This window comes from Kribbella sp. VKM Ac-2568, from assembly GCF_004345365.1.
GTDB classification, from domain to species: Bacteria; Actinomycetota; Actinomycetes; order Propionibacteriales; family Kribbellaceae; genus Kribbella; species Kribbella orskensis.
This window is the reverse complement of sequence record NZ_SLVF01000009.1, coordinates 390652-409479: the sequence shown is the minus strand read 5'-3', so window position 1 is coordinate 409479 and position 18828 is coordinate 390652. Positions and strand designations below refer to the sequence as shown.

Genomic DNA, 18828 nt, shown 5'->3' with positions numbered 1-18828 from the left:
GATCAGGCTGCCGCCAGCTTCCACCCGACCGCTACGACGGCCGAGCGATGCAGGTCTCTCACCTCCATCCGAAACAACAGCGCCTCGTGGCGCACCACGTGCTCATCCACGCCGATCACGGCCACGCCGTCGAACCGGCCCGGATCGTCGATGAGGACACGCTTGCCTTCGGCAAGGACAGCGTCGTTCGCGGTGTTCCACGACACCCCAAGCCCCTCGGCCACGCGGGCCACGGTGAGGTGCTGGACGACGATCCCTTCCAGCGCCCACCGCAAACCCCGGCGCGACAGCTTCGCCCGCGGCTCAGCCACCTTGGACGTGTCTTGGCGCCACACGTGCCCGCACCCGCTGCACCGGTATCGGCAGACCCGCACTTCCAGCGTCGTAGGTCGCCACCCGAGCGGCTCGTGCGCCACCCGCCGCACCACCGTGTCACGCGCCAGGCCCTCGCACCCGCAACGACGACACCTATCCAACGACCCGTCGGGGTCGACGACCCTGCAGGCCAGGACCGCCCGGTCTGGTTCGAGGCGCTGTCCGGTGACTTCGAGGCCGAGCTCATCAAGGCGGGCAAACGTGGTCAGATCAGGGCTGGTGAAGGTAGCGTCAGGCACGTCGAGGTCTTCTGGATGGGCGGCGTAGGAACCCCCATCATCAGGAGACCTCGACACCTACCCGGCCACCGACGCGCCGACCAGCGCTACACCCTCAACTGTGAAGAGCCAGCAAACCTCCCGGCCACGATCCTGGCTGACCTCGCCGATATCAATATCAGCACCGCCATCCAGTGGACACGTCAAGCCAAAACCGACTGGACGACATACATAGCCGACAGGGCCTCCGATGCCCAGCTTGAACGCGAGTGTCGGTATCCGAGCAACTGAGCTTGCAGCTCATTTCGGCAGTCCACAGCAGCTTTAGGCTTGGCCGCCTGAATAAGCCTCATAGTTTCCACATTCTGCCGTGATCTCGGCCGTCGCTTGCGCCGCGGTGAAGAAGTCCTCGGCCAGCGGCGAGGTGCGCGATGCCGCCATTGCTAGGCACACCTGGTCGGGCGCGAGTTCCGGGATGGGTACGTAGCTGATGTCCGGACGTGAGTAGAACAGTGTCTCCGAACGCGCCACGAACGAGATGCCCCGGCCGGCCGCGACGTGCTCGAGTTTCTCCTCCACGCCGCGCACCCGGAGCCCGGAGTCGGGGTGCGGGCGCCTGGTGAGATGCGTGCTCGGGTCGGCATGCCAGACCAGCGGCTCACCGGCTAGATCGGCCTCGGTGACCTCCTCCTTGCCGGCCAACCGGTGGCCTGCGGGCAGCACCACCATGAGCGGCTCGGTGTACAGCGGGATCACGCGCAGGCCGGTCTCGTCGATGGGCAGCCGCACATAGCCGACGTCGATGCGGCCGTCGAGCAGCATCGGGGCCTGGTCGTCCCATTCGATCCGCTGCACGTCTACGGCCACGTCCGGATGGCGGGCCTCAAACGCCCGGGCCGCCGGGATGACCGGGATGCCGGTCCGGAAGCCGACCGCCAGCCGCCGGCTGCCGTGGGCAGCCACGGTCACCCGGCGGCGGACCGCGTCCGCGGAGGCGAGCAGCGGACCGGCGTCGGCCAGCAGTTGTCGGCCGGCGTCGGTCAGCACCACGCCGTGGCGATTCCTGGTGAACAGCGAGGCGCCGAGATCCTGTTCCAGCGCGCGGATCTGGCGGCTGAGCGCCGGCTGCGCGATATGCAGCTCGTCAGCGGCGCGGCCGAAGTGCAACCGGTCGGCGACGGCGAGGAAGTAGCGCAGTTTGCGCAAGTCCAGATCCATGGCACCTCCCGGTCCGGTGATGCCTCCAAGGTATCACCACGGCTGAAAGAAGTCTTGGACACCAATTCGGGCCAATGGCAACCTTAATAAGTAGCTGATGGGGCCAAAGCAAATTCGGTAGCAAAATTCGGGACTTGATAGCAGGCCCAGAATCAGAATGAATACTTCATGATTTGGACCAGGCCCATCGCGTCATTCGACGGCATCGACGACAACCGTTGACGACGGGTGGGCGTGACCTCCTATCCAGCTCCAGAAAGCAGGCACACCAATCGTGGGAAAGCTCGATGGCAAGGTAGCGGTGATCACCGGCGGATCCACCGGCATGGCACTAGCCGGCGCCAAACTGTTCGTCGAGGAAGGAGCGCACGTCTTCATCCAGGCCCGGCGGCAGGAAGCACTGGACGACGCCGTCAAGCTGATCGGCCGCAACGTCACCGCCGTCCAGGGTGACGCGGCCGAACTGGACGACCTGGACCGCTTGTACGACACCGTCAAGCGGGAAAAGGGCTCGATCGACGTGCTGTGGGCCAGCGCCGGGATGGGCGAACCCGCCGTCCTCGGCGAGATCACCGAGGAACAGTTCCACCGCGCCTTCTGGCTCAACGCGCGCGGCACCCTGTTCACCGTGCAGAAGGCACTGCCACTGATCAACGACAACGGCTCGATCTTCATGACCGGATCCAACGCCTCCCTCGGCGCCTTCCCCGGCTGGAGCCTCTACGCGGGAAGCAAAGCCGTCCAGCAGGCCTGGGCCCGCGTCTGGCTCAACGAACTGCGCGACCGCAAGATCCGGGTCAACGTCCTGACCCCCGGCCAGGTCGCCACCGCCAAACAGGAAGAACTGTTCGACGAGGCAACCAAGGCCGCATTCGAGTCCCTCATCCCCCGCGGAAAGATGGGCCGCCCCGAAGAAGTCGCCACCGTCGCCCTGTTCCTCGCCTCCGACGACTCCAGCTACGTCAACGGCCTGGAACTGGTCACCGACGGCGGCACCACCGCCATCTGAACCACACACCAGGAATGCCGCCGGCACACCCCACAACAACCCAGTCGCTACAACGAACAGGAAGCACACCTCATGAGCAGCATCACCCTCATCGGTACGGGGAACATGGCCCGCACCATCGGCACGCTCGCGGTGGCGGGCGGCAACACCGTCGAGGTCATGGGACGCGATCAGTCCAAGGCCGATGACCTGGCCAAGGCTCTGGGCGGCGGCGCGACGACGGGCAAGTGGGGCGCCACCCCGGCCGGGGACATCGTCATCACGGCCCTGTTGTACGACGGTGTCGTTCCGGTCGTCGCCGAGTACGGAGACGCCCTCGCGGGCAAGGTCATCGTCGACATCAGCAACCCATTCAACGCCACGTTCGACGGACTGGCCCACAGCGAGGAGACCTCGATCGCGCAGGAAGTCGCCAAGGTGGCCCCGGCCAGCGCCAGCGTGGTGAAGGCCTTCAACACCATCTTCCGGAATGTCCTGGAGAAGGGCCGACCCAACGTCTTCATCGCTGGAGACAATGCGCAGGCCAAGGCGGGCGTAGCGGCATTCATCGAGAGCCTCGGGCTGCGCCCGCTGGATGTCGGCGACCTGAAAATGGCGCACTGGCTGGAAGGAATGGGCCTGGTCACGATGGGCCTCGCCGGCAACGGGGTTGGCCACTGGGACTTCGCCCTCGGCGTCAACGAATTTACCGGCTGAGCCCCAGGGCCGAGCAGTCGGCGGACAAGGCGCGGCCACGTGCTGGTTCAGGGGTGCCCGCTGGACGTGTTCTTCGCCGGAGATGACGCGCGGGCCAAGGGCACTGTGTCAGCGTTCATCGAGAGCCTCGGACTGCGCCCGCTCGATGTCGGCGGCCTGGAGATGGCCCGCCGGCCGGAAGGCATCGGGCCGCTGCTGATGGGCCTGGCCCGTCCCGGCGTGGGGCCTTCGACCTCGCCCTCGGCGTCAGCATTCTCAGCTGAGCGCACTCGTACCGCATTCTTTCGCCGCATCATTCACAAGGAGCAGTAACGTGCGCGTTTTCGTCACTGGCGGGACCGGCCATTCCGGTTCGTACATCATCCCCGAGCTCATCGCCGCCGGGCACGAGGTCACCGGCCTGGCCCGGTCGGACACGGCTGCGGCGGCGCTGTCCGGGCTCGGCGCGAAGGTGCGTCGCGGCGACCTCGAGGATCTCGACGGGCTCAAGGAGGCGGCCGCGGGTTCCGACGGCGTCATCCACGTCGCGCACCGGCAGGACCTGCTTGCGTCCGGCGGGATGGACGCCGTGGCCGCCGCGGAGCTCCCGATCATGCTCGCGTACGGCGAGGCACTCGCGGGAACCGGAAAGCCGCTGGTCGCGGCGGGGAGCATCGGCTCGCCCGGGCAGCTGGGCCGACCGGCCACCGAGGAGGACCCGGCGCTTCCCGTCGGCGATGAGCACAAGGGCACCCTCCGGGCCCGCAACGTCGTGGAAACCGCCGTAATCGGCCTCTCCGAGCTGGGAATGCGGTCGTCGGTCGTGCGGATTGCCAATATCGCGCACAGCACGACCGATCGTGCCGGCTTCCTCCCCACGCTGATCGCGCTCGCGAAGGACAAGGGCTTCGCCGGCTATCCGGGAGACGGCGCGAACCTGTGGAACGCGGTGCACGTCCGCGATGTCGCCTCCTTGTTCCGTGTGGCGCTGGAGAAGGGGCCGGCCGGCAAATATTGGCACGCGGTTGGGGACGGGGCGATCCCGCTCCGCGAGATCGCCGAGGCCATCGGCAGCCGCCTGGGCCTGCCCGCCGTGAGCATTCCCGCGGACGAACTGATGGTGCCGGGATACTTCGGGTTCCTTGCGAACATAGTCACGCAGAACTACCCGGCGTCCAACCTCATCACTCGCCGGACCCTCGGCTGGGAACCCGCCCGGCCCAGCCTGCTCGCCGACTTGGACAACGGCCACTACTTCCCCGCCAGCTGACGGCAGGGACTCCGGATCGCAACGGATCCGGGGTCATGACAAGGGTACCTCTCCTCTGGAGGGACGCTGAGAACATGACGACCGTCGGATTCATCGGAAGCGGACAGCTCGGCAGTACCATCGCGCGGCTCGCCATCGAGGCCGCACACCAGGTCGTGCTGCAACTCGCGCGGTCCCGAAACGCTCGCGGACACGGTCGCAGAACTGGGGCCGCGGGCGTCCGCGGCGACGAGCGGGGAGGCAGCGGCGGCCGGTGACATCGTCGTGGCCGCAGCGGCACCTGCACCCGAGACGCGAAGCCGGCTGAGGTCGCCCGGCGCTACGGCGTGCACCGGGCCTGGGGCTACAAGCTGAAAGCGCGCTACGAGGCGGAGGGTGAGGCGGCGTTCGAGCCGCGCAGCCGGCGCCCGAAGACCTCACCGCGGGCGACCCCGGTCGAGACAGTCGAGCTGGTGCTGGCGCTGCGCAAACAGCTGGATGAGGCGGGCTGGACGCCGGTCCGGACACGGTCGGTTGGCACCTGCAACACCACCACCAGGTCACGCTGTCGCGGGCGACGATCCACCGGATCCTCACCCGCGCCGGCACCGTGGCTCCGGACCCGGGCAAGCGGCCGAGGTCGTCGTACCTGCGGTTCGCCCGGAGCTGCCGAACGAGTGCTGGTAGTCCGACTTCACCCCACTACCGCCTCACCCGCCCGTACGGCTCACCCGGCACCGATGTGGAGCTCATTACTTGGCTGGACGACCACTCCCGCTACGCCCCGTCGGTCACCACCCACCGGCGGATCGCCGGCCAGATCGTGCTCGCCACGTTCGTCGGTCCCGAAGGTAAGCATCGACAGTGCGTGGTTCATTGGTGCAGGTGGTGTCGCAGGCGACGGCCACGATCTGGCGGAAGGGGCAGTCAGGGAGACCGATGACGCCGTCGGTACGGCTTGGGGGCCCAGAAGTCAGGTGAACACGTGGGGCGCAACTGCAGGTTGGTCGGGCATTGCCTCGACGTGGTGCCGGGCGCACGCTGGGTGGATTGGAGATGGGTTGGGGGACCCGGATGAACCTGTGCGCCTTGGGGTGTCGAGGACCGTCGGTCGCGCTGCGACCGGCCGGCAACCGCCTCAAGTCCGAGGTCAGAGGGGCCGCCCAGCCGCTCTCGGCAGCGCAGTCGTCGGCATTCGAGCCGCTGCCTGATACTCATCCACCGCTGGCGCGGTGCGCCGGCCGAAGCGACAGGAATCACCTCGTGACCATTGCACAGCGACCTATCCGGCACCAGCGATCTCGTCTTGCCATCGGCCTCAGCGGGCTTGCCTGCATTTCACTGATCGCGGCGAGCACCGCCACGGCGACAGGCCCGCCAGCCTCGACTGCCGCGCCATACAGGGTCAAGACGCTGACGACGGTCTCGGGGCCGAGTCCGTTCGCGGCGGGTTGCCCCGGTGGCTTCCACGACGAACTGAAGATCACCGGCCTCGTGGTCGAGCCGGCGATCGCGGTCAACCCGCGGAACCCGCGCAACTTCCTCGCCACCTGGAAGCAGGACATCTCCCCGGGTTTCAATGCTCGGGACGCTGTCGTGGCTTCGTCGTTCGACGGCGGCAAGACGTGGCGCCGGACTACCATCCCGGGGCTCACGCGCTGCACCGGCGGGACCTCCGATACCGCGAGTGATCCGTGGGTCTCCTTCGGCGGCGACAGTACGGCGTACTTCGGTGGGCAGGCCGGTCTCACGTCCACCGCCCCTCCGGCGATCGCGATCGTCGCCAGCCATTCCAACAACGGCGGCCGCCGGTGGGCTGCACCGGCGACGGTTGCTCCCCGGCTGGGAGGTAACGAGACACCGGCCATCACCGGCAGCCCCACGCGACCGGGCCATGCCTACATGACGTGGGCGAACTTCCGCCTGGACGTTGATCCGCCGTGGACGAACACCGTCTCGTTCTCGCGCACTCGCGACCGCGGTGTCACGTGGTCGCCTCCGGTCCTGGTGGACCGGGCCGGCCCGTTCGCGATCGACCTGGCCCCACGAGTCCAGGTCCTTCCGAATGGAGCCCTGCTCGCGATCTTCGCCCGCGGCGACTTCGAGACCCAGCGTGCATCCATTCAGGCCGTGCGCTCACTCGATCAGGGTCGCACCTGGCTGCCGCCCGTCGAGGCCGGTTTCAAACCGCTGACTGGAGAGTTCCACGACCCCGAGACAGGCGACGTCCTCCCGCAACCGGGCTATCCCAGCTCGACCGTCGGACCGGACGGCACCGTCTACGTCGCCTATGAGAACAGCACGTCGCCCACGTCGGGCGGGATCGGAATCGTGAGGTCGCGCGATGGCGGCATCACCTGGACCACGATCACGCTGCCCGGCGTGAGCGCCTTCGCCTTCGAGCCCGCGATCGCTGTCGACAAGCACGGCACGGTCGGGGTCATCTGGTACGACCTGCGCAACGACCGAGCCGGCGATACAGCGACAACAGCCGACCTGTGGTTCTCCGCCTCCAAGGATGGCGGCACGACCTGGCAGCAGATCCATGTCGCCGGGCCGACCGACCTCCGCACCGCGGCGCCCGCCGCGCAGAACAGGTTCGGGGAATACCAAGGCCTGGCAGGACTCAGGACCGGCTTCGCCGCCATCTTCGGTCTCGCAGCCCCACAGGCGCGGAACGGACCAACGGACATCTTCTTCGCACACATCACCCCAGGCAGATGAAGCCCAAGTCCCTACTCGGGTACTCCATCACGCGACCGGCGCGGCTAGATGCGTAGCGTCCACCGATGTCTCGATCCTGCACGTCAACCGTGCCGCTCCGATCGCCAAGCTCCACCTGGGACCGACGTTCTACGTGGGGCCGCGACGACTCGGATTGACCTGGCTTACGCCGGGTTCGCACCATGCACAACCCACGTGGCGTGCGCCTGAGGCCCTTCTGATCGGACCAATGTTTGACCTGCGGTTTGGGGGCGCGCCCGGCAGGATTCGAACCTGCGACCAACGGATTAGAAGTCCGACGCTCTATCCAGCTGAGCTACGGGCGCTCGGCCGGGGCGGGCCCGGCACGGATCAGAGTCTCTCAGATGGCGGGGTGATCGTGCTCGTGGGTTCCTGGACGCGTCCCCGGGGGAGGCGGCGCGGCGTACGGCGTACGGGTTCTGGCTACCGGTAAGTACGAGGTTGTCGTTCCATCCCGGTAACGCTGCGTGGGCTGTCCTGCGACGGTGGGGGGTGTACAACTAGGCTGCGGGCATGAGTTACCCCTCTCCAGGCCCGACCGAGTCGCCGCAACCGGTGGCTGGCTCGGCTTACACGGCCGGCGGCCCGCCCCAGCAGCCGAAGACCCTTGGCACCCACCCGGTGCCCGGGCAGCGGCGCAACCAGGGGATCCTGATCGGTGTCGGTATCGCGGTGGTGTTCGCGATCGCCGGGCTGGCGATCTTCGCGATCGTTGCCAAGTCCACCGGCGCGGGCGGCTTCACATGGGGACTCATCTTCGCTTTCATCCCGGTCATCCCGGTGATCGCGCTCTATCTCTGGCTGGACCGTTACGAACCGGAGCCGGCCAAGTACATTCTGGTGGCACTCTGCTGGGGTGCCTTCATCGCGACCCTGGCGGCCATCTTCATCAACACCCAGGTGTCGGAGTGGATGCACGAAACCGGCAGCGGCGGCAACCGGTCCGCGGTGTTCGTGGCGCCGCCGGTGGAGGAGTTCGCGAAGGGCTCGATCATCCTGCTGTTGGCGCTGCTGCGCCGCAAGGAGTTCGACGGGATCATCGACGCACTCGTGTACGCCGGCATGGTGGGCGTCGGCTTCGCCTTCACCGAGAACATCCTGTACTACGGTCGCATCTTCAACCAGTTGTCCGAGGAGGCCGGCAGCGACGCCGGACTCCGGGGCGCGTTCGTGCTGTTCGTGATCCGCGGACTGATCTCCCCGTTCGCGCATCCACTCTTCACGTCGTTCACCGCGATCGGGATAGGTATCGCCGTACGGCACCGCAGTACGGCCGTGCGCTTCCTCGCCCCGGTCGTCGGCTACCTCGCCGCGGTGCTCGCCCACGGACTGTGGAACGGCGGTGCGAGCTGGGCCGGTGGTGGCGGCTTCATCACCGTGTACCTGTTCCTGATGGTGCCGATCTTCATCGGCATGGTCGTGTTCGCCCTGGTGATGCGGTCCCGCGAGGGCCAGATGATCGCGTCCCGGCTGTACGACTACGTGCGCTTCGGCTGGCTGGTCCCGCAGGACGTGCCGTTGATCGCCACCCTGCGCGGCCGCAAGGCGCTCCGCCAGAACGCCAAGCGGTACGGCGTACAGGCCGAGGCCTCGGCGAAGGCGTTCCAGCAGAACGCGACGGAGCTCGCCTATCTGCGGGACAAGATCGTCCGCCAGGTGATCGGGCCGGAGGCGCTGGTGACGGAGAAGCAGCTGCTCGACGAGCTCCGGGCCCGGCGCCCGAGCGTGCCGTTCCCGCCGATGCCCGCGTTCGCCCAGGCCGGACCGCCCCAGGTGCCGCTCACCCAGCCGCAGTTCGAGGCCGGACCCCCCGCGGGTGGGTATCCGCCGGGGGGTTATCCACAGCCTCAGCCTGGGTACCTGAACGGGCAACAACCTGGGTACCCGAACGGTCAGCAGGGCGGGTATCCACCGGGGCAACCCGGCTACCCAGCGGCCCAGCCCGGTTACCCGCCGGGACCCCCTGGATCGCAAGGACCGCCGGGGGGATACGGTCCCTATCCACCGTCGCAGTGACTGCCACCCGTCCACGCCGCCAAACGGGGATGAAGATGACTTTGCTTCTGCGCCGTCCTACCGGGCACTCTGTGCTCGTGGGCGGTAGCCGTGGCTGACACCAGGTCAGCAGCTGGTGAGGGTTCGGAGCGTTCGGGAGAGCCGAAGGTTCCGGCCCAGGATCAGGCTGCCCAGGACCTCGCGCAGCTGATCACCAAAACCGATGCCAAAGGCAAAGGATTCTGGCGCCGCCGCAAACGCAAGGCGGCCAGTACTGCGGACGCTCCCGCCCCGGTCCGTACCCCGGACGCAGTGCCGGCCGGTACTGCGGACGCCGCGGCTGGTACTGCGGACGCGCCTGAGGGTGGCTCGGTCGAGCCGTTCGCCGAGATGGCTGCTGCTGATGCCGTGAAGGTGGTCGTGGACGACAAACCTGCGGATGCCCAGGACAAGAAGGTCGAGTCCGGGGATGACGTTGCCGAGGTGACGGACGTTGCCGAGTCTGACGCGGAGTCGGACGTTGAGGCCAAGAGCGATGAAGCTGACGCCAAGGTGGTTGACGCGGCAGAAGAAGGTGCGGGCAAGAAGGACGAGGCGGCTGAGGACGTGGTCGCTGACGAGCCTGACGAGAGTGCTGTCGTCGAGCCCGAGGCTTCTAAAGCTGCCGGCTCGGAGGTTGTTGCTGAGAAGAAGGTCGAGGAGCCGCGGCCGACGGTCGGGGTTGTGTACGAGCCGGATGAGTCGCCGGACGGGTTCCCGATGGAGTTCGGCGAGATCATCATCGGCCTCCCGAAGCAGTCGGTCTCGAAGAAGAAGTCCGCGAAGTCGGCCGAGGAATCGTCCGGCAATGTTGCAGTCGACGATCCGGCAATTGAGGTTGCGGCTGACGAGGCGTCGGCCGAGGGTGCTACCGACGAACCTGCTGCGGAGAAGACCGACGCGGATGAGGGCGGGCCCGAGCCGGAGGTCGAACAGGCTGGGGCTGCGGGTGATGCGGCCGATGAGGCTGTGCCCGCTGACGAGGCTCCGGCCGATGAGGCTGGCGACGATGCGGCCGCCGAGCAGGCTGCCGACGATGCGGCCACCGACCAGGCTGCCGACGATGCGGCCGCCGAGCAGGCTGCCGACGGCGCGCCCGCTGATCAGGCTGCCGAGGACGCGCTAGCGGCTGAGGGACCCGACGATGCGCCTGCCGACGACGCCCCAGAGCCGAAGATCGAGCAGGCTGAGGCCGATGCTGATGCGGCCGACGAGGCTGTGGCCGCTGAGGAGGCGTCGGCCAATGAGGTTGTTGTCGAGCAGGATGCCGACGGCGCGCCCGCCGAGGACGCTCCTGGCGAGCAGGTTGCCGAGGACACGTCTGCCGAGCAGGCGGCCGACGACGCATCTGCCGAGCAGGCGGCCGACGACGCATCTGCCGAGCAGGCCGCCAACGACGCATCCGCCGAGCGGGCCGCCGAGGGCGACCCCGTGGAGGGTGCTGCCGACGAACCTGCTGGGGAGCAGGCAGACGCGGTTGATGACGGGCCTGAGGCGGCGGTCGTGCAGGCTGAGGCCGGTGCTGATGCGGCCGGTGCTGACGCGGCCGGTGAGGCTGTGCCCACTGATGAGGCGCCGGCCGAGGAGGCTGACGGCGAGCTTGTAGCTGAAGGGTCCGGGAACCCATCTGATGCAGGCGCGGCCGAGGACGCGCCTGCCGACGATCTACAGACCCCGGAGGAGCCCGCAGCCGAGGACGTAGGCGATCAGGAGCCTGCAGCCGAGGGCGAGGGTGCTGCCGACCGAGAGGCTGTGGTCGAGAGCGGCTGGGCAAGCGGCGAGGCGACTGCAGCGGACGGGGAGCCGGGTGACGGTCAGCCTGAGGGCGGCGCCGAGAAGGCTGACGGCGACGCGGAGCTGGCTGAGCGCAGCGCCGAGAAGGCTGAGGGGGACGCGGCGGCTGCGGGGGCCGGGAAGGCTCAGGGGCAGGCGGCTAAGGAGTTGGTGGAGGCGCCGGCTGAGAAGTCGGTAGAGGAAGTAGCGGCTGAGCAGGCGGCTATGGCGTTGATTACGGCGCTGATGCGGCTTCGTGGGGCTCTGGCAAGTAGCCGGTTGCCGCTGGACGTTGTGGGGGCCGATGAAGCCCGGCAGCAGCAGAAGGCGATGCTCGACCAGCTCGACGACTACATCCTGCCGCGGCTGGTTCAGCTCGAGGCTCCGGTGCTCGCCGTCGTCGGTGGTTCGACCGGCGCCGGCAAGTCGACCTTGGTGAACTCCCTGATCGGCCAGGTCGTCAGCGAGCCCGGCGTACTCCGGCCGACCACGCGGTCGCCTGTCCTGATCCACAACCCGGTCGACGCCGAATGGTTCGCCGGGGACCGGGTGCTGCCCGGCATGGCACGTTCCAGCGGTGACAGCCCGGGCGGGACGGAGGACCCCGGACAGATCCGCTTGGTTGCCTCCGACACCGTTCCGCAGGGCCTGGCGATTCTCGATGCCCCCGACATCGACTCGGTGGTCGAGGCGAACCGGGACCTCGCCACCCAGCTCCTGGCCGCGGCGGACCTCTGGTTGTTCGTGACTACCGCCGCGCGGTACGCCGATGCCGTGCCGTGGGACTTCCTGCAGAGCGCGTCGGACCGGAGTACGGCGGTCGCGGTGGTGCTCGACCGAGCGCCCGCCGACACGATCGACGACATCACCGGGCATCTCGCGCAGATGCTGCTCGAACGCGGCCTGGGTGACTCGCCGCTGTTCAGCATCAAGGAGACCGTCGTCGACGGCAACGGAATGCTGCCGTCCGAGTTGGTTGCCTCGATCAAGGACTGGCTGATCGACCTGGCGGCGGACGCCGAGGCCCGGTCGGCCGTCGTACGGCGGACCCTGCACGGGGCGGTCACCGCGATGACGAAGAAGACGCCCGCGTTCGCCAAGGCCGTTCGGGCCCAGGCGGACATCGCGGTGGAGCTCCGGCAGACCGCGGAGACGGCGTACGAGCGGGCGGTCAAGGACATCGCCAAGGCGACCCAGGACGGCACCATGCTGCGCGGTGAGGTGCTCGCGCGCTGGCAGGAGTTCGTCGGCACGGGTGAACTGCTGAAGGGCCTGCAGACCAACGTCGGCCGGATGCGCGACAAGGTTCGTACTTCGGTCGTGGGCAAGCCGCCGCCGACGCGAAACCTCAACGACGCGGTGGAATCCGGGCTCGAGTCCCTGCTGCGGGAGCACGCCGAGGCGGCAGCGGAGCGGGCCGAGGAGTCGTGGCAGTCGACGGCCCCCGGTCGCCAGTTGCTGGCGGCGGGCGACCGCGACATGGGCCGCATGTCGAAGGAGTTCCCTGCCGAGGCAGGTCGCGCAGTACGTGAGTGGCAGGGTTACGTGCTCGACCTGGTGCGCAAGGAAGGCGCCGACAAGCGTTCCACCGCGCGCATCCTGGCATACGGCGTGAACGGCCTCGGCCTGGCGCTGATGGTCGTCATCTTCGCCAGTACTGCGGGGATCCCCACTGGCGCCGAGGTGGGTGCCGGACTCGGAACCGCGGTGGTCGGGCAGAAGCTGCTGGAGGCCGTGTTCGGCGACCAGGCGGTTCGTACCCTGGCTGCCAAGGCCCGTGACGACCTTGACGGTAAGGTTCATGCCCTGATGGATGCCGAATTCGCCCGCTATCTGGCCGTGCTCGACCAGCATCCGGTCGATCCCGACACACCCAGGCAATTGACGGAGGCCGCGCGCGCGGTGGAGGACTGCACGTGACGGGATTGGTGGATGCGGTCAAGGGCCTGGTGAGGGGCTCTACCGATGTCCTGACGAAGATCGAGGCGCTCGAGGACGCCACCGAGGCCGGCCGGGGACGGCTGGACCAGGTGGTCCTGAGCGAGGCCTCGCAGATCGTGGACCGGGCCGGGCAACGGCTCCGGATGTCCGGCGACCTGATCGTGGTGGCACTTGCCGGTGCGACCGGTTCGGGCAAGTCGTCGCTGTTCAACGCGCTGACGGGGCTGGACCTGGCCGCGATCGGCACTCGCCGCCCGACCAGCTCCATGCCGCTGGCGTGCGTGTGGGGTGAGGAGCCCGCCGGTGAACTCCTGAACTGGCTGGGGATCCCGCGCCGTCACCAGGTGCAGCACCGCAGCTCGCTGGAGGAAGCGCAGTCGGAGGATCTGGACGGACTGGTTCTGCTGGACCTGCCCGACCACGACTCCACCGAGGTGGAGCACCGGCTGATCGTGGATCGCCTGGTGGAGCTGGTCGACGTACTGATCTGGGTGGTCGACCCGCAGAAGTACGCGGACGCCGCGCTGCACAACCGCTACATCAAGCCGTTCGCGTCGCACTCGTCGATCATGGCGTTCGCGCTCAACCATGCCGACAAGCTGACCGATGAGCAGCGCAAGAGCTGCGTGGCCGACCTGACCCGGCTGCTGAAGTCGGACGGCCTGAAGAGCCCGACGATAGTTGCCACGTCGGCGGTGAGCGGTGCCGGGCTGGACGATCTGCGGACGCTGCTGGTCAAGCGGGTCAACGCCAAGCGGGCCGCACGCGAGCGCTTGGCCGCGGACGTCGACCGGGTCTCGGACCGGATGGCGAGCCAGTGTGGCAACGCCAAGACGCCCGAGATCGCCAAGTCCGACATCACCGAGCTGGTGGACGCGCTGGCCGACGCGAGTGGCGTCCCTGTCGTCGTCGAAGCCGTGCGCCGGTCGTACCTGCAGCGAGCCAGTGCAGCGACGGGTTGGCCCGTCACGAAGTGGCTCGGCCGGTTTCGGCCCGATCCGCTGCGCCGGCTGCACCTGGACCAGGTGCCGAGGCAGCAGAGCAAGGCGCTGCGGAAGTCGGCGTCCAACGAGGTCTCGATCGCGCGGTCGTCGTTGCCAGCGGCAACGCCCGTCCAGCGGGCCCGGATGGACACGGCCGTCCGCAACATCACCAACAAGGCCGCAGGTGGGTTGTCCCGCCCCTGGGCCGACTCGGTCCGTACTGCGATCCGCAAGCGCGAGGAGTCCCTCGGAGACGAGCTGGACCAGGCAGTAGCGCGGACTGACCTCGGGGCCAACAACAACCCCAGTTGGTGGGCTGCGGCGCGCTTCCTGCAGTGGCTGCTCTTCCTGGTCGCGCTGGGTGGAGCCGTGTGGCTGCTGTTGTCCGCCTTCCTGCAGGTGGAGGACCTGGCGCTGCCGAAGTGGCAGGGGATCCCGTACGCCACGATCATGCTGATCGGCGGAGCACTGCTGGGCGTCGCGGTATCGGCCGCCTGCCGGCTGTTCGCCTCCACCGGTGCCAGCCGCCGCGCCCGCCTGGTCGCGAAGGCCCTCCGCGGCGAGCTGGAGACGGTTGCCGACAGCCACGTCATCGCCCCGGCCCGCGAAGAACTCGACGCCTACAGCATCTGCCGCGACAAACTGGCGATCGCCCGGTCCTGACCAGTACTGCGGAGCGCGCGGCGCTGGCGTTCCGCAGGACAGGCGGCTCCTGCTTAGGTTGTCCCGGCCCAGTCGGGGAGTGGCTCGCAGACTGCGCGCCAGCGTTCGGGTAGGCCGGCTCCCCGCCACACCCGCCGTGGCGAACCAACCGCAGCATCCGGTTCATGCCCGGTCCATAGCCACGATCGAAGTCATGGTGATCGGCGAAGCTCGTCGCCAACTCGTCCTGATCGATGCGCCCAGTCCGCTGCAACACAGTTGGCGGGGACGAAGAACTGGGAACCCAGCGCGTCACCTAGGGCCAATCCGTGCAGGGAGTTCAATGCTTTCGTTCGGCGGTCGATGGTCATCGCCGACCATCATCGCAGAGGGTCGAACCCACCAGTGGGCCTCGACCGCCGGCGTCCCCGCTCTCAACCCGTACTGCGGAGCCGCCGGGCGTCGGCCGTTCCGCAGTACGGGCGCGGGTTACTTGGGCGGGTCTTCCAGGTTGTCGATGTCTTCTACTGAGGTGCCGGGGGTGAACTGGGCGACGGAGGCCTCGGCGGCTGCTTGGACTTCCTCGTCGCTGATCAGGCCTGATTCGCGGACGACCTTGAGCCAGGCGCGGATCGAGTACTTGCCGAACTCGATGACCTCGGGGGAGTTGGCCATCTCGGTCGGGTCGATGTCCTCGGTGATCTTCCCGTCGAGGTAGAGCGCGAGGCCCATCAGACCGCCGTCCCAGCCGGGGCCGACGTACAGCGCGCCGCCGGCACCGCCGAAGTCCGCGGGCACCGAGTGGTCCATCTTGAGGTTGGTCGTCTCGCCCGGTCCCGGCGTCAGCTTGATCTCGACGATGCTGGCAGGCCCGCCGAAGGTGACCTTGAACCGCTCCGGCGGCTCGCACTCGAGGATCTCGCCGCCGGCGTTGCCCTGGAGCTGGAAGCTGCCGCCGACCTTCAGTTCGCCGGTGATCGGCATGAACCAGCGGCGCATCCGTTCGGGATCGGTGAGCGCGTCCCAGACCTCCTCGACCTCTGCCTGGTAGGTGCGCTGGAGCACCACGCGGACCTCTTCACCGGTCTGACTGACCTGGCGATGGATCGCGTTGATCTGCTCGAGGATGTCGATCACTGTCTTCCCTCTCTTCGGACGGCTCTCGCCTGCGGACGCCTCAGCGCCGGGCGGTCCGGGGTACATGGCCTGATCGGGACCTAGACTGCCGGGTTCCGCTTATATAAGTCAAGGCTGAGATAGCGAGTTGTCCCCAGGTTTCGAAGTCGGAGCGGGAATCGGGGTGCGAGACGTGCATCTTCTCTGGTGTCAGCACAGAAGAGACCGAAGGGAAGGTGCGTGACATGAGCGTCGGCGAGACCTATCTGACCCTGCAGGGCCGGGTTGGCAGCGACATCAAGTTCAAGGAGGTTTCGGGCCGGGTGGCGCTGGCCTCCTTCCGGCTCGGAACCACCCCACGCCAGTACGACCGGACCAAACAGGCCTGGGTCGACCGGCCGACCACCTGGTTCACCGTGGAGTGCTGGCGGACCCTCGCCGAGAACGTCAACGAATCCCTGCGGCGAGGCCAACCGGTCGTCGTCACCGGCCGCCTCAAGACCACGGAGTGGCTCGAAGAAGGCCAGACGAAGAGCCGCACCGTCCTCGACGCCTTCTCTGTCGGCCACGATCTGACCCGAGGCAGAACCACCTTCACCAAGAACCCACCCCAGACCCAACTCCCCGAAGCCCCGTCCACCCTCGATGCCGAGATGCGAGACCTCTCCACCCAAGCCGAAACCGACCACCCCGAAGACGAACCGCACCCCTTCCCCGCAGAAGAACTAGCCGCCCTTCCCGATCCCTCAGAACAACAAGCAGCCTGAAGGGCCTGCAGGCCGTCGTACTGCGGGCAGATGCGCGCGGCGCCCGGCCGGCTTCAGCGCCACCGTGTACCGCGCCGTCCTCGGCAGCGGCGGCCCACGTGATGGCCGGCCGCACTCCACACGGCCGGGCACACAGACGGCCGCCGGCACGAGGTCAGCCAGCGGCATGCGGTCCGTGTTGGTCGCACGCGCGATCGGGCACAGAGGGTAGGCACCACGTGTGCCCGGTGGCGCGCCGGTCCATGAGGTGTGAGCCGGGTCACCGCGGGGTGCGCGTGCGGAGGTGGCGGTGGCTTGTTGTGGGGGTGGGCGAACTGGTGTGGGTTAGCGCGTGGACGGTCGGTTGGGGTTGGGAGGGGGCGAGCGCATAGGCTCTGGGGCATGGCGGAATTCATTTACACGCTTCGCAATGTCCGGAAGGCGCACGGCGACAAGGTCGTTCTCGACAACGTCACGCTGAACTTCCTGACCGGCGCGAAGATCGGGGTCGTCGGGCCGAACGGCACCGGCAAGTCCTCGCTGTTCAAGATCATGGCGGGGCTGGACCAGCCCTCGAACGGCGAGGGGCGGCTGGCCGAGGGTGCGACGGTAGGGATCCTGCTGCAGGAACCTCCGCTGACCGAGGGCAAGACGGTGCTGGAGAACGTCGAGGAAGGGGTCGGCGACACCAAGAGGAAGCTCGACCGCTTCAACGAGATCTCCGCCGAGCTGGCCGATCCGGACGCGGACTACGACACGCTGCTGGCCGAGATGGGTGACCTGCAGACCGAGCTCGATCACCGCAACGCATGGGACGTCGATGCTCAGCTCGAGCAGGCGATGGACGCGTTGCGTTGCCCGCCGCCGGACTTGCTGGTGGACAACCTGTCCGGTGGTGAGCGTCGCCGGGTCGCGCTGTGCAAGCTGCTCCTGCAGCAGCCCGACCTGCTGCTTCTGGACGAGCCCACCAACCACCTGGACGCCGAGTCCGTGCTATGGCTCGAGCAGCACCTGCAGAAGTACCCGGGCGCCGTCCTGGCGATCACCCACGACCGGTACTTCCTGGACAACGTCGCCGAGTGGATCCTCGAGCTCGACCGCGGCCGCACGTACGGGTACGAGGGCAACTACTCGAAGTACCTGGAGACCAAGCAGGAGCGGCTCGTCGTCGAGGGCCGCAAGGACGCGAAGCGGCAGAAGATCCTGGAGCGCGAGCTCGAGTGGGTCCGGTCGAACGCGAAGGCCCGGCAGACCAAGAGCAAGTCCCGCCTCGCGCGGTACGAGGAGCTCGCGGCCGAGGCCGAGCGCTCGAAGAAGCTGGACATCGACGAGATCAACATCCCGGCGGGTCCGCGACTGGGCAGCACGGTGCTGGAGGCGAACAAGCTGGAGAAGGGCTTCGGCGATCGCAAGCTGATCGACAGCCTGAGCTTCTCCCTGCCCCGCGCCGGCATCGTCGGTGTCGTCGGCCCGAACGGCGTCGGCAAGTCGACCCTGTTCCGGATGATCGTCGGCGAGGAGACCCCGGACAACGGGACCCTGAAGCTGGGCGACACGGTCCGGATCTCGTACGTCGACCAGTCGCGTGGCGGGCTGGACCCGAAGAAGACGGTCTGGCAGCAGGTGTCCGACGAGCTCGACTACATCAAGGTCGCGAACTTCGAGATGCCGAGCCGCGCGTACGTGGCGTCGTTCGGGTTCAAGGGCCCGGACCAGCAGAAGCCGACCGGCGTGCTGTCGGGTGGTGAGCGGAACCGGCTGAACCTGGCCCTGACGCTGAAGATGGGCGGCAACCTGTTGCTGCTCGACGAGCCGACCAACGACCTGGACGTCGAGACGCTGCAGTCGCTCGAGGACGCGCTGCTCGAGTTCCCGGGCTGTGCCGTGGTGATCTCCCACGACCGGTGGTTCCTGGACCGCGTCGCGACCCACATCCTCGCCTGGGAAGGCACCGACGACGACCCGTCCAAGTGGTTCTGGTTCGAGGGCAACTTCGCCGCCTACGAGGCCAACAAGATCGAACGCCTCGGCGCCGAAGCAGCCCGCCCCCACCGAGTCACCTACCGCAAGTTGACCCGCGACTGACAACAGTCCTCAGAGGGCC

The 18828-nt window shown here is 68.0% G+C and carries 14 protein-coding genes, 1 tRNA gene and 1 pseudogene; 12 read left to right on the top strand and 4 right to left on the bottom strand.

Annotated elements, in window-relative coordinates:
- Window positions 1–86: 86 nt before the first annotated feature.
- Together EV648_RS27390 and EV648_RS27385 are read right to left on the bottom strand one after the other, a co-directional pair.
- A pseudogene (locus EV648_RS27390) lies at window positions 87–614 on the bottom strand (ISL3 family transposase); the annotation flags it as partial.
- A gap of 303 nt (window positions 615–917) precedes the next feature.
- A complete protein-coding gene (locus EV648_RS27385) occupies window positions 918–1811 on the bottom strand; it encodes a LysR family transcriptional regulator (RefSeq protein WP_132297669.1) in 894 nt (297 codons plus the stop codon).
- Between the two features lie 274 nt (window positions 1812–2085).
- Here EV648_RS27385 and EV648_RS27380 point away from each other — a divergent pair, with 274 nt between their 5' ends.
- The 7 genes from EV648_RS27380 (at window position 2086) to EV648_RS27350 (ending at window position 7468) form a co-directional block, all read left to right on the top strand.
- Window positions 2086–2820, top strand: a complete 735-nt coding sequence (locus EV648_RS27380) for an SDR family NAD(P)-dependent oxidoreductase (RefSeq protein ID WP_132297666.1) — start codon at window positions 2086–2088, stop codon at window positions 2818–2820.
- Between the two features lie 72 nt (window positions 2821–2892).
- Window positions 2893–3516: an NADPH-dependent F420 reductase gene (locus EV648_RS27375; RefSeq protein ID WP_132297663.1), complete on the top strand. Its 624-nt coding sequence runs from the start codon at window positions 2893–2895 to the stop codon at window positions 3514–3516.
- Window positions 3517–3555: 39 nt separating this feature from the next.
- On the top strand, window positions 3556–3828 hold the full coding sequence (locus EV648_RS27370) for a hypothetical protein (protein ID WP_199234850.1): 273 nt from the start codon (window positions 3556–3558) through the stop codon (window positions 3826–3828).
- A 1-nt stretch (window position 3829) separates the two neighbouring features.
- Window positions 3830–4765, top strand: a complete 936-nt coding sequence (locus EV648_RS27365) for an SDR family oxidoreductase (protein WP_132297660.1) — start codon at window positions 3830–3832, stop codon at window positions 4763–4765.
- Between the two features lie 74 nt (window positions 4766–4839).
- Window positions 4840–5022 (top strand): NAD(P)-binding domain-containing protein, encoded by a 183-nt coding sequence (locus EV648_RS27360; protein ID WP_199234849.1) that lies wholly within the window; start codon window positions 4840–4842, stop codon window positions 5020–5022.
- 69 nt (window positions 5023–5091) lie between these two features.
- Complete coding sequence (locus tag EV648_RS45285; protein WP_199234848.1) at window positions 5092–5955, top strand: leucine zipper domain-containing protein; 864 nt, start codon at window positions 5092–5094, stop codon at window positions 5953–5955.
- Window positions 5956–6007: 52 nt separating this feature from the next.
- The gene (locus tag EV648_RS27350) at window positions 6008–7468 is read left to right on the top strand and encodes a sialidase family protein (RefSeq protein WP_158294078.1); all 1461 of its coding nucleotides are present in this window, start codon (window positions 6008–6010) and stop codon (window positions 7466–7468) included.
- A gap of 252 nt (window positions 7469–7720) precedes the next feature.
- Here EV648_RS27350 and EV648_RS27345 read toward each other — a convergent pair.
- Window positions 7721–7794 (bottom strand) — tRNA-Arg (locus EV648_RS27345).
- Between the two features lie 208 nt (window positions 7795–8002).
- Here EV648_RS27345 and EV648_RS27340 point away from each other — a divergent pair.
- The 3 genes from EV648_RS27340 to EV648_RS27330 all read left to right on the top strand — a co-directional run bounded on the left by EV648_RS27340 (window position 8003) and on the right by EV648_RS27330 (window position 14883).
- Complete coding sequence (locus EV648_RS27340) at window positions 8003–9505, top strand: PrsW family intramembrane metalloprotease (RefSeq protein WP_132297654.1); 1503 nt, start codon at window positions 8003–8005, stop codon at window positions 9503–9505.
- 90 nt (window positions 9506–9595) lie between these two features.
- Complete coding sequence (locus EV648_RS27335) at window positions 9596–13216, top strand: dynamin family protein (protein WP_158294077.1); 3621 nt, start codon at window positions 9596–9598, stop codon at window positions 13214–13216.
- On the top strand, window positions 13213–14883 hold the full coding sequence (locus EV648_RS27330; protein WP_241995635.1) for a GTPase: 1671 nt from the start codon (window positions 13213–13215) through the stop codon (window positions 14881–14883). Before EV648_RS27335 ends, EV648_RS27330 begins: the two co-directional genes overlap by 4 nt.
- A gap of 468 nt (window positions 14884–15351) precedes the next feature.
- Here the strand turns inward: EV648_RS27330 and EV648_RS27320 are convergent, their stop codons facing one another.
- Complete coding sequence (locus EV648_RS27320) at window positions 15352–15999, bottom strand: SRPBCC family protein (protein ID WP_241995634.1); 648 nt, start codon at window positions 15997–15999, stop codon at window positions 15352–15354.
- A gap of 224 nt (window positions 16000–16223) precedes the next feature.
- Here EV648_RS27320 and EV648_RS27315 point away from each other — a divergent pair, with 224 nt between their 5' ends.
- Together EV648_RS27315 and ettA are read left to right on the top strand one after the other, a co-directional pair.
- Window positions 16224–16745, top strand: a complete 522-nt coding sequence (locus EV648_RS27315) for a single-stranded DNA-binding protein (RefSeq protein ID WP_132297651.1) — start codon at window positions 16224–16226, stop codon at window positions 16743–16745.
- A gap of 381 nt (window positions 16746–17126) precedes the next feature.
- Complete coding sequence (gene ettA, locus EV648_RS27310; protein WP_132297649.1) at window positions 17127–18809, top strand: energy-dependent translational throttle protein EttA; 1683 nt, start codon at window positions 17127–17129, stop codon at window positions 18807–18809.
- The last annotated feature ends 19 nt before the right edge of the window (window positions 18810–18828 follow it).

Coding starts and splice junctions, on each gene's coding strand:
- EV648_RS27375 (WP_132297663.1), top strand. CDS start 2,893: ATGAGCAGCATCACCCTCATCGGTACGGGGAACATGGCCCGCACCATC.
- EV648_RS27315 (WP_132297651.1), top strand. CDS start 16,224: ATGAGCGTCGGCGAGACCTATCTGACCCTGCAGGGCCGGGTTGGCAGC.
- ettA (WP_132297649.1), top strand. CDS start 17,127: ATGGCGGAATTCATTTACACGCTTCGCAATGTCCGGAAGGCGCACGGC.
- EV648_RS27360 (WP_199234849.1), top strand. CDS start 4,840: ATGACGACCGTCGGATTCATCGGAAGCGGACAGCTCGGCAGTACCATC.
- EV648_RS27385 (WP_132297669.1), bottom strand. CDS start 1,811: ATGGATCTGGACTTGCGCAAACTGCGCTACTTCCTCGCCGTCGCCGAC.
- EV648_RS27340 (WP_132297654.1), top strand. CDS start 8,003: ATGAGTTACCCCTCTCCAGGCCCGACCGAGTCGCCGCAACCGGTGGCT.